The organism is Gilliamella sp. B14384G12 (assembly GCF_016101825.1).
Taxonomy (GTDB): domain Bacteria; phylum Pseudomonadota; class Gammaproteobacteria; order Enterobacterales; family Orbaceae; genus Gilliamella; species Gilliamella apicola_N.
In genome coordinates this window covers 82,424-94,737 of sequence record NZ_JACFPU010000003.1, presented here as the reverse complement: position 1 = coordinate 94,737, position 12,314 = coordinate 82,424, and the positions used below count along the sequence as shown (strand labels likewise).

Here is a 12,314-nt window from a genome sequence, read left to right as displayed (position 1 = left end):
TTGAAGAATATAAATCTTATCTAATTGATTCAATCAACAAAATAAAATTAATTAATGATCCTTCAGAATTTGAAGATTCAGTCTTTATTTTATTAAAAGCCATTGGAGCTAATAAAACATTTCAATTTGATCGAATTAATCAAGCAGGCAAGGCTGATGGTTTTTTTTACAATAGAAAATTTAGCTGTAATGCATGACTGCACTTTACAAGGAAATTTTGAATCATTTAAAGAAGAGCAAATTGAAAACTATATTAATAAATTATGCCAAAAAGCTCAATTAACCTTTTTAACCTTTAATACAAAAAAAATTGATGGTGGAATTACACCTAAAACTATTCAATTAGCAGGTATGGATAATAACTAAAGGTGAAAGCAAAGAATTAAGTGATTTTGATAATGTAAAAGTTAAAGAAATTTTTATTTATGATCTTTGTGAAATATACAAAAAAAGGCTTCATGATATAACTTACAATAATGAAAAATTAGTAAATGATCTTATTTTTATCGGTAAATAATTTTTGTAGTGGCTAAATGTATGATAACGTAACTTCTATTTTATTAAATTAAATTACTGGTTACGAAGCCAAAACAAAAAGCGAAAGTAGATGCTTTATTTATTTTTGAGATATATTTTTATAACTAATTATCAATAACATTAACTTTTAATTTTTTTCTTCATAGACTGTTCGTGAAATTCGATAAGTCAAAGTGTCTGATTGTCCAATCCCGAGCAGGTACAAGATGTCACAAATTTTTCAGTTAGCATTGTGATTTAGCGCTCTGCTTGTAAATTTATATCGGTTCGCATAATGTATATTATGTTAAATATAACTTATTGCAATGTATTTAAGTACCGGCCAATATCATTTAGTCCTCTTTTCTTCTCTTCTTTTATTTTGAACTTAATCGTTATTTTTGACTTTTATAAGTCACTATTAATTATAATCTGTATAATATAAGGCTCATTAAATAATGAGCCTTATATTAAAAATTCTCTTTTTATAATAGAATTTTAACTTTTGACCATTAAAATAATATCACTACCAGGTAATGGCATTTTTAATATATGTTTTTTTATTTTTCCCCAAATTTGCATTTCACAAGCTTTGCAATTAAACTTCAGTAATAATTCTTCATTATTATTTTGCACTAATTTCATGGGTGTTACTTTAGTTTTAACACCTTGTATACCTTTAGCTTGCTTTGGACATAAATTAAAAGCAAATCTTAAGCAATGTTTAGTTATCATTAATGGAGCGTCATCTTTGACTTCGTGGGCTTCATAAGCACTTTCAATTAATTCAACACCGTGTAGACTATAGAATTCTCGAGCTTTTTGATTATAAACATTAGCTAAAAAACTCAATTGTGTTTCTGGATACATTGGCGTTGGGCTTATTTCTGGTTTTCGTATATTGCGCTTATAATTTGTTAATCTTTCTATAGTGAGTTTATCAATAACTTCTCGTCTTAACTGATTGAGTTGGCTATTAGGAATAAAATAAACTTCTGATAAATTTATTTTGAGATCTAAAAGATAGTAGATTGTATTTCCTAGTTTAGATATATTTTCTTGAATATTTTTAAGAATCTTATCTGGCTGAGTAGCAGGTTCAAAATTTCCTTTGAGTGCTAATTCAACACTAATACCCTCTTCACTTATTGCTATTAAGCTAATACCATCAGTACTATTTCGGAGTTCGAATAAAACACCAATGCATCGTTTACTCGAATCTTTTAGTAAATTTTGTTGCCATACATGATCTAAATTTCGATTAACAACATGTGGCAATTTAATAGAATAAAGCTGTTTAGGTATTTCATTAGGGTAAATGCGGTAATGATCTCGTGATATTTTTTCGACTTTGTCCGCTCTAAATCCAAAAATATCACGTTTAATTAATACATTAATTCCATCACCATTATTTAATGTGCTTTTGGATTTAATATCTAAAGTTTTAGATGTAACTTTAGTTATTTCGCCAATTTGTAAACCAATAAATTTTGGGGAATCAAAAGCACCAATATTTGGCTTTCTACCATGAATAAAATAATCTGTACTTCCTCTATGAAATGTTCGATTAGGGTCAGGTGTAAAAAAGTGTTCAACTCGACCGCTAGAAGCAGGAACTAAATCAGATGATTCATCTAAAATTTTATCCAATTTTTGCCGATAAAATGCTGTTATATTTTTGACATAACTCAGATCTTTATATCGCCCTTCTATTTTAAATGATCTTACCCCTGCTTGAACTAACCCAATTAGATTGTCCGATTGATTATTATCTTTCATAGATAATAAATGTTTTTCATAAGCAACAATTCGACCTTTATCATCTTTTAAAGTATAAGGTAATCTACACGCTTGTGAGCAATCTCCTCGATTAGCACTTCGTCCAGTTTGAGCATGAGATATATAACATTGGCCAGAAAAAGCTACGCACAGTGCACCATGTATAAAAAACTCAATGTTTGCATCAGTATTCTGATTAATATTAGCAATTTCAGTTAAATTAAGTTCTCGAGCTAACACAATTTGAGAAAAACCAACATCAGAAAGGAATTTTGCTTTTTCAGGTGTCCGAATATCCATTTGAGTACTAGCGTGTAAATCAATTGGTGGAATATCCATATTCAATATGCCCATGTCTTGGACAATTAAAGCATCGATACCAGCATCATACAATTGCCAAATCAGATTCCTTGCTGATTCCAATTCATTATCATGAAGTATAGTATTTAATGTAACAAAAATTTTTGCATAATATTGATGAGCAAATTCAACTAATTGTGCAATATCGCCAACCGAATTACCGGCATTATGTCTAGCGCCAAAATTTGGTCCGCCAATATATACAGCATCTGCACCATGTAAAATGGCTTGTTTAGCAATTTCGATATTTTTGGCTGGGCTAAGAAGTTCTAATTTATTATTGGTGCTTTGTTGATGTAGCATTAATGACTCTTTTTAAAAATACAACTTAAAATGATTAGCTCACGAGTAAGAATCGAATGTTATAATTAATTTAGTAATTCTTGTCAAGAATTTTCAGGAAAGCATAGTTTGAGTAAAATTATACCCATACTATTCATTTGTTTTAGTATAACTATCTAGATAACATCCTGTTTATATATATTTATGTTACCTAGCACTTTATTAACGGCAATTATAATGAAAACATTATTAGCAGCAGGATAAATATAATTCTTTTTTACTCGCGATACTCCACATTACTCTGTTAACTAACATCATTAATAAAGCGTTTAAATATTAATATATTTATTAAAAGATAATACTTGTATATAAAATGAAACGAGAATTTAATCTAAAACATATAAGTTATGTAGATTAATTTGACCTAATTATTGCAATAATTAAAATACTAACCTATGGTACTTTAATAGTGAAAATATTTTATATAATTAAATTTATACTATAATATGTAGTTCTATTTTTAGACTTTTCCTTGTTAAGGGATTTTTAAATAATTATTTAGGGAAAAACATGAAAAAACAGGCGGTATTTATTGCGGGCGATGAGAATATTTATTTTCCCGCGCTCGTTGCTTTGGAAAGTATTAATGAACACAATGAAGGTATATTTGATCTGTTTATGTGTTTTGATGGTAGTAAATTGACACCATCTATGCAACAAACATTAAATAAATATTCGATAAATTTTGTTGATACTAAGGAATTAAGCAAATTTGGTATTGAAGAAAAATTTTCGACTATGATTGAAAATCATTGGCCTATTGATATTTTTTATAATTATGCATTACCTATTTATCTTGGTGAATTAGGTTATACTTATTCCTATAAAGTTGATTATGATATTCTTTGTGTTGGTAAATATATATTAGATGAAATAGAACCTTGTGATGTTTTTTTTTCCGGGTGGTCTAATAAAGTAGATTTAGAAAAAGAAAATATTGAAAAAGAAACCATTAAAAAACTCATAGATGAAAATATAATTTCAGGACAAAGTATTGATTACATGAATGTAGGATTTCTTGGTTTTAATAATAAAATTTATACTGAACAAAATTTTTTCGAAAAACTATCTGAAGTTTACCAATTACTTAAAAGAGAGTCTCCTAATGCAAAATTATTAGAACAAATTGCTTTTGCATTAGTCATTGAAAGTACAAAAGGAAAATTCAAGAAAATTCCAGAAACTTATAATCATCGAGTTCTATCCACACGAGAAAGTGATGATAATTTTGAGTTTGATACTAAAAATATCCATTTTATTACAAAATTTAAACCTTGGAAAAAACTTGAAAAAAATATAATCAAATGGTCTATTTTTAATAACGGAAGTCATATATATTTATATAGAAATTTATGGCTTGATTATGCATCCAAAATAGAGGGATTTGAGATTTTCTGCATGGAAAAACCATTAACAGTCAAACAACTTGTAGGAATGGAAATGCATGTTGTTCGATGCTTTAATGAAAAAGTTAACTCATTAAAAAACTTTAATTAACGGATAAGTTATCTTGTTATTTATTGACAACCTCTATATTGATAAAAAGGTTGTCAATTGAATAAAATATCATTTTTTCTCAGAAAATTTAATAATTTTATCTAAATTTGCCATTTCATTACTTACAAACATTGTTAATCCTTTAATGTAACAAGATAAAACTGACGGCGGCATCAACTGGTACTTATTATCAAATATCTTATTTAATAAATTAACTACTTTTTGATAATTTTTCTGAGCAAGGGACAGTTTTGCCATTTGTATATGGCATTCTACATTATTAGGAGTGTGTTTTTCGAAATCGTCTAATAACTCATTTGATTTTTCAAATTGCCCTATGTTACGAAAAATATCAGCTAAAATTAATTGTGGTATATATTTTTTCAAAAAATATACAGATGTACTAGAATTTATTAAAGGATTAAGCTGCATAATAGCCCCACCCCAATTTTGTTGTGTCATTTTCACGAGCCCATTTAATATATCTAATTCATTTTGTTCAAATAATCCTTTTTCTAAAAAATCAAAATTAATTTTAGCTGTATGGAGCGAATTGGGGATATAGTAGCAACACGTTAATTGATAAAAAAGATCTATCACTTTTTTATCATTGATTTTTTCCCAATATTGAAACGCTTCTTCCCATTTTTCTTGAGTCATTAAAATAAATGCTTTGGTTTTATTATCTTTAATATCTTCAATCCGGACTTTTACATTATTAAAAAACAGAGATATTTGATATTTTCGATAACCAGCCTCTGCTAACATTTGTTGTGCAAGAATTTTCCAATATCCTTCTTTCTTCAATAAAACTTTAGAGCAAGCTATGATTTCATCCCAATTTGCAGACATATCTAGTGCTTTAATGTAAAGATTCAAAGCTGAAACAGGAATTATCATATAGTTATTATTAAATGTTTTCTTTAAATGAGAGAGCACATTAGAATAATCTTCTTTCATTAGAGATAATTTAATTTTCTGTAATTCGAATTCAAAATTGTCCGTTTTGTGTTTTTCAAAATTAACTAACTGTGTTTGACATTTATCAGGTTCATTATTTTTCCTATATACATCTGCCAGAATTAATTCAGGAAAAAATCTTTTCAAAAAATTATCTTTTACATTACTTTTAAGTAGAATATTTAATTGTTCTATAGCATCATTCCAATTTTCATTAGATGCTGATATTAATGCATTAATTAATAATGACGTTTCTTTATCATATTTTGAGTGTTGCAAAAATTCATTTTGAACTTTAACAACATAATCATTATTAGTTAAATACTGACAACAAATTAACTGATAAAAGAATTTAGAGCTTGAATTTTCCTTTACTTTACTCCAACTAACATAAGCATTCTCCCATTGTTCTAATCCCATAAAAAGAAATGCCTTCACTTTATCATTTTTAATATTATTAATATCAACAGGAAATATTGAAGGTTTTCTCTGATAGTAACATGCTTCTGCTAAAATAAGTTGTGCTATATCTTCTTGAGTTTTATCAAAGGATAATAATCGTTTAGCACGCTCTATAGCTATTGGCCAATTAAGTTCTTCATACGCCCTTAACAGAAAATCAGCTAGTATTGTAAAATTTACTTCCTCAAGCGCTTCATTAGGTTTATCTAAATCTTCAATAGCTTGAAAAGTCCTTTCACAGCATTTGCCATCCCTGTAAGGGTAAACATTTTTAATTCTTGAAAAATACGGTTCTTGAATAGCAAAATCATTTTTAACAATTTCTTTTAAAGCATTAGTCAAATCTTCTTCTGTCGTAACAACAGGACCAAAAGCATGTTTTCTATAATCAAAATAACCTTTAGAAAAAGTATGTTTCCCTGAAAAAAATTCATGTTCATCAAATTGATAGTATATAATTTGTTTTTCAATATATGCCATTTCGAAGGCAATAGATGAATAGTCTGTGATAAGAAGTGTTGATTTCAAAAATAATTCTTGAATGCTACAGTTTTCAGAACGCCATTGTTCTATATATGAGGGTATATTAAATTCGTCCAAGTATGGTTCTATATTTTTATGTAGTGCAAAAATAACTTTTATTCCATCATTCGTTATTTTTTTTAACTCTTCGCTATGTATGAAACTTTTCCAATGTACAGCATAATCAGTTAACATAAAATCAGGATTTTTATCGCGCTCTGAACGATCTGTTTTTGCTTTAGGTAAAATAGAATCACGCCATGTAGGCATTATTAAGATCGTTTTTTTATCTGATGCAAATTTGTCTTTTTGAAAAAATAATGCATCATGCCTTGGTAAACCTGTTAATTTTACTTCTTTATTTGTTAAAAAATATTTATCGTCAAATGCAATTGAATTGAACTCCGGTTCTGTACTCGTAAGCATTATACTTACATTTTTCTTGGTATTAATCCAATTTGATAAATCGTCTTTAATCACACCGTGTTGTAAAAATACAAATTGTTGATTTAACATTGATCCGTCAGGAAAATAATCATTAACATATTTATCAATATGACTACTCACTACTTTTGATGCCGTTCTTAATAATTTTTTATGTTCAAAGGAGCCAAAGTTTAATAAATTAAAATTATCTTTTTTCAAACGATTCCAATCATGAGATTTGTTAGATAATACATAGTAAATATCTCGCTCTGGATGTGCAGATCTTATATAGCGATATAAGTGCTCTGCATTATCGTCAGCTGCAGAATCTCTGTCCATTAAAATCCAATGATCTCTTCTGTTTGTTTGAACGAACTTTGCTAAATTTTCTATCATTTTTTCATAAGAAACCCCAGTATAAAAAAAAGTTCCTTTGATGAAAATTTTTGAATGAACACCATTAAATTTAATTTCAAATTTATTGAAGTTTTCTGGTAACTGAACCCATAGTTTATATGTTGTTACAAAATATCTATCACCAAATGTGTGTTTTTTCTTTTTTTGATACTTTGGAATTGTATCATTATTATCAAACAGTATTGCAATATTACTATCATTATAACTATGATACGAGATTAGTATTTCTTTTTTAGCTTGATCATATCTTTCTATATAGGCGATCTGACTTATATCCGTTATACCTTTAAAAAATCCTAGTATTCCTACTTTGAATAAGAACCAAATACCTGCTAAATCAAAACTCAAAATTACTTCTTTATCTATATAAGATAAAACCTTTTTGGCATTTTCATAAAACCTAATTTTTTCATCTTCACTGAGGATATTTAAAGGATTTGGATTATTGATTAAACGTTTACAAATCCAAGCGAAATCATATAAAGCTTGTCGTTGAATAAATTCTGGTATTTGTTCTAATCTTTCCTTATAAAATTCCAAAACAAATATTGGACCGCGTTCTAAAGCATCTAAAAATTTACGTTTATCATTCCAAGATGTATCTAAGGTTGAAGAATTGTCATCTCTTTTTCTATAATAATATTTAGCGGAAGGTAAAAAAGCTACTTTTAGTGCTTTAACATAGTATATGTATTCTGAAGCAAAACGTGCATCTTCAAATGAAGGTTTCAATCTAGTGTCAAAAAATAAATCGTTTTCAAGAATTACTTGTGTAAGAAATACTCCTGAATTAACGGACATCACGATATTTTTTCCAAACTCAAAATTAGAGTTATATTTTACTCCATTTGCAAAACGATATTTTAGTGGATGTGTATCACTGTATTGATCAACATTTTCATTATAAAAAATGAAATTGCAACTAACCATTCCTATATCTTCAGGATTTTTATCCAACACTTTTGCAATTTCTTCAAAATAATCTAAACTGACAAAGTCATCAGGATCCATGAAACTTACCCATTTAGTTTTTACATAATCCATACCGAAATTACGTGCAGATGCTTGTCCACCATTTTCTTTATGAATATAAGTAATATTATTTGGATATTTTTTTATCCATTTTTTAATGAGCTGTGCAGAATTATCTTTAGAATCATCATCGACTAAAATTAAATGAATATGATCCTCAAATCCAATAGTTTGATTGACTAAACTTTCAAAATAATCATTTAAATATCTCTCTACGCCATAAACTGCTGATACTACAGAGAATTCTTGTCCTGTTTTGTATTTTATTGATGGGGCATGCTTTAAAATATAATTTTGCCTTTTTACATACATATCTGAGAAAAAAAGCTTAGGATTCTTTTTTAATTTATTCCATTTTTTTATTATTGACATAATCTTTTAAGACCCTATAATTCATGAAGTTAGCCGATTAAAGAAATAATTTTAATCTGTTATTATTTATTTAAATATAAAATCTACTCAAAAACTTTATTAAATTATCTTTGTAGTTTTTTTCATTAATATTTTTTGCTGAAAAATCATTTGCACAAAAAGAATGAGGCAATGACTCATATCTATTACTAAGGAAAGTATAATTAGTTTTAGCTGTTGATGAACGTACATTGAAATAGTAACAAATATCACGTGACAATTTGGATTTACCTTCTAAATACATCATCCAAGGAACTAGGAATGTCGCTAAATTGAGATCATTTTCATATCTAAATCGATTGGGAAGAAATCCATTAATTTCATTTGTAAACAATGTCCAAGCTAACTCGAAATATGATTTCTTTAATGGAACATAAGTATGAGCTAATGGATTATTTATTTTTTTATTATATTTTTTTAATAGTAAATTACGACAATTTAAACTAGCAGATAAAGTTGGAGTATTAATACCTTTCTGAATCATTTGATCCAAATTTTTTTTATTTAAAAACAAAGATGACAAATTATTGCCACTTAAAAAATGTGTTTTAGGTAGTTTTCTGGCAATAAACACATCATCATTAAAGTAAATAAAATTTTCAGACAATCTAGGAATATTATGTAAATGTGCTTCAATAACATGAGAGTTAAATGTGGGAAGATATTTATGATTTATTATTTGCTTGTGATCAATTATTTTAACTTTATTGGACAAAGGAAATTCTGGAATTTGTTCATCTGTAACTAAATATATTGAGTTTACCCAAGGTATGTGAGATTCAATACTTTTTATTACATAGTATAGTTCACCATGATTTTCAAATCTTGAATTATCAATGGATAAATGATTAATATCACTTTTACTATGAGCTTTATAATAATTTAGCTTTTTAATCCAATTGGGATCATTATTATTAACCCATGTAATAACCACATCAATAGTTTCTGAACATTGATTTTCATAAATATTATATAACCTAAAATCATCCGTGATTAATATATTTTCATTAATAACATTGTGACCTTGTTCATCAAATGATAAAGGATATTTATTTATAAAATAGTCCCTAAGAAAAATACCAGGATTTCTTACAAATTTATTGAATTTACTCATACTATCAAATTAACATTTACTCATAATACAAAACTTATTTTAATTTTTTACTTACTTTCTCAAAATAAACAGAGTGTTTAACACAATATAACTTTAAAATAATTTCTGAATCTTGAAAAACTGACTCTTTCAAATTTTCAATTTTTAGATCACTGTAATATTCCAATTCGTTAAAGGTTGACTTCACCCCTAATTTATAAATACCATCAGGAATATCATCAATTAATAAACCTTCATTTTTAAATGTAAACATTCCAGCTTTATCATAACTAATATAATCTCCATTAAATAATTTCCGACTAATATTTGGATCTGAAAATTTTGCTAACTGTTTTTGATAACATGAATTCTCTTTACTAAATAATAAGAAGTTTTTTATACAAGGAGTATAATCAGGGCAAGGGATGCCAATAATAGCAGCGATACCTGTTAAATAGAGTTTATTGTTTTTTAATAAAATGTTATACAATTCAACATAATGATGACATTTTTTTTCATCAATAGAGTCTTTTATAGGTGAGAGTTTATAGATATTATGAAATACTCCTTGGCCTACATATATTGGCTTATTTTTAATTGTCTTATTCCAATAATGCTTTTGCGCTTTTATTTGACTAGCATGTGTTCTAATCCAGGGCTCAGTTAACATGATATTTTGCCGTTCCCAAGCAATATCTTTTTTAGTGGTCCTAGCAGGAGATCCAACAATTACACAATTGTTTGGATATCTTCCTTTTACAACGCTGGCAAAACCAATTACAGAACCTTCACCTATTTGACTACCAGATAAAACGACAGAATTAAAAGCAAACCATACATGCTCACCTATAATGATATCTTTTGATTTATTTACTCGATCTCCTGTATTAACATCATAAATTGCATGAGCATCATCCGAACGAATTTGATTACCTGTTGCGAACATGCAGTCATCTCCAACTACAATTTTCGTTTTTTCTGCTGATGTTATATATATTTTATTAGTACAAGTTACATTATCGCCAATGTTAATATTACAACAATAACCAGCTCTTATTTGCCCTGATAAGTTTCCATTTTCACCAATCATAATAACTGCATTATGTGATGGAAAATCAAAATTAATATTACGAATTTTACTTGTATCAGCAATGATTAATTTATTGTTTCCGCCAACAAAATTCACTGTAACATTATGTAAATTTTTAGGCGCGAAAACCAAATTTCCATTATGGTCCGAATAATTACCAATTATATTTATATTTTCCATTCTAGTTTTCTCGCTAATATTTTCGAAAGAAATTAATTAATGTTCAACTCAAAATCAGTATAATAAACTGATCCCTTTATCTGGGATTTACTACATAAATAAGTTCGATAACGTTCAAACAATTCAGCATCAGGTTTTTGCCCTTCTTTCCAGAAATAATGGAGCCCTTTTTGAAAAGTTAGTCCTTTTATATCATAATGAGCATTACCTAATACCTTAACTGGTAATCCATGGATAAGCGCTGAAAGTCCACAAGTACTGTTAACTGTAACTAATCCTTTGGCTTTCCTTAACAAAACAGGCATAGGAATACCATGCATATATATTATTCTTTTACTAACACCATATCGTTCAGCTAATTTTTTAATCAATTTTCTATAGTTATTAAAACCTTCATCCATTGGGTGATGCTTAATAAGTAGATAACTTTTATCATCAGCAAACATAGAGAAGGATCGAATAACCCTAAAAATATATGATCTCATTGAATGGTAGTAACTGTGAACTTGTATTTGAAAATCTTGATCACATTGCAATGGAAAAATATAAAATGGATTATATTCGTCATTAACCACTTTTTTTGTTAATCTTGGCAATATTAGTCTTGACTTAAATTTTCTTATTAATGCTAAGCTCCAATGAAAAGCATAAAAAGTTAGTGAGTTTTTTCTGTGATGTATATAATTTGGGTATTGCCGTCTTTTTAAAAACATTAAAATATAATAAACACAAGTATAGTAAACCATCGTATAAAAATGTGATTTTTCTTTGTTTTTCTTAAAAGAGGTAATTTGAATATTTTGATAAAAATCGTAATTTTTAGGAATTAGAGAAAAGCCATTCACACCATTTTTTTCAAACGTAATATAATGTGGTCTTAAATAGCCTTCTTCAAAAACCCAAAATGATAAACTTGGGTTGGAATTAACTACTAATTTAGCTATTTTGTGGTAAGCTCGACAATCACCAAAAACAACAATTGCATTAATATTATATTTTTCAATATAATCGACTAAAAATTGATGAAATTTGGCAATCGGTTCATAAAAAGACATACTATTCCGCGGAAAGAAAAACTCATCGCCTCCATTTAAATTAATCTTATAAACTTTACATCCTTGATTTTGTAACCATTTTGCAACATTTTTAAAAAATGGACCAACAGGTCCTTGTAACAAAAGAATATTTTCTTTCGTTTGAACTAACTCATATAAATAATGACTCATT

The 12,314-nt window shown here is 27.5% G+C and carries 7 protein-coding genes; 2 read left to right on the top strand and 5 right to left on the bottom strand.

Translation table 11 applies throughout. The annotated features are described in order from the left end of the window. Window positions 1-156: 156 nt before the first annotated feature. Entirely contained in the window at window positions 157-366 is a 210-nt protein-coding gene (locus tag H3S73_RS04800) for a hypothetical protein (protein WP_198229219.1), read from the top strand. Window positions 367-1,014: 648 nt separating this feature from the next. Here H3S73_RS04800 and H3S73_RS04795 read toward each other — a convergent pair. Then, window positions 1,015-2,958, bottom strand: coding sequence for a U32 family peptidase (locus tag H3S73_RS04795; RefSeq protein ID WP_198235977.1), 1,944 nt, complete (start codon window positions 2,956-2,958; stop codon window positions 1,015-1,017). A gap of 549 nt (window positions 2,959-3,507) precedes the next feature. Between H3S73_RS04795 and H3S73_RS04790 the strand changes: the two genes are divergently transcribed. Beyond that, window positions 3,508-4,494, top strand: coding sequence for a glycosyltransferase (locus H3S73_RS04790; protein ID WP_198227924.1), 987 nt, complete (start codon window positions 3,508-3,510; stop codon window positions 4,492-4,494). A 69-nt stretch (window positions 4,495-4,563) separates the two neighbouring features. On the opposite strand, the gene H3S73_RS04785 is transcribed toward H3S73_RS04790, so the two are convergent. From H3S73_RS04785 to H3S73_RS04770, 4 genes are all read right to left on the bottom strand, one after another. Next, window positions 4,564-8,685: a CDP-glycerol glycerophosphotransferase family protein gene (locus H3S73_RS04785; RefSeq protein ID WP_198235976.1), complete on the bottom strand. Its 4,122-nt coding sequence runs from the start codon at window positions 8,683-8,685 to the stop codon at window positions 4,564-4,566. A gap of 70 nt (window positions 8,686-8,755) precedes the next feature. Next, window positions 8,756-9,838 carry a stealth family protein gene (locus tag H3S73_RS04780; protein WP_198227928.1) on the bottom strand — a complete coding sequence of 361 codons (1,083 nt, stop codon included), beginning with the start codon at window positions 9,836-9,838 and terminating at the stop codon, window positions 8,756-8,758. Between the two features lie 34 nt (window positions 9,839-9,872). Then, a complete protein-coding gene (locus H3S73_RS04775) occupies window positions 9,873-11,087 on the bottom strand; it encodes an acyltransferase (RefSeq protein WP_198227930.1) in 1,215 nt (404 codons plus the stop codon). Window positions 11,088-11,119: 32 nt separating this feature from the next. Continuing rightward, on the bottom strand, window positions 11,120-12,313 hold the full coding sequence (locus H3S73_RS04770) for a capsule biosynthesis protein (RefSeq protein WP_198227932.1): 1,194 nt from the start codon (window positions 12,311-12,313) through the stop codon (window positions 11,120-11,122). Window position 12,314 lies beyond the last annotated feature (1 nt).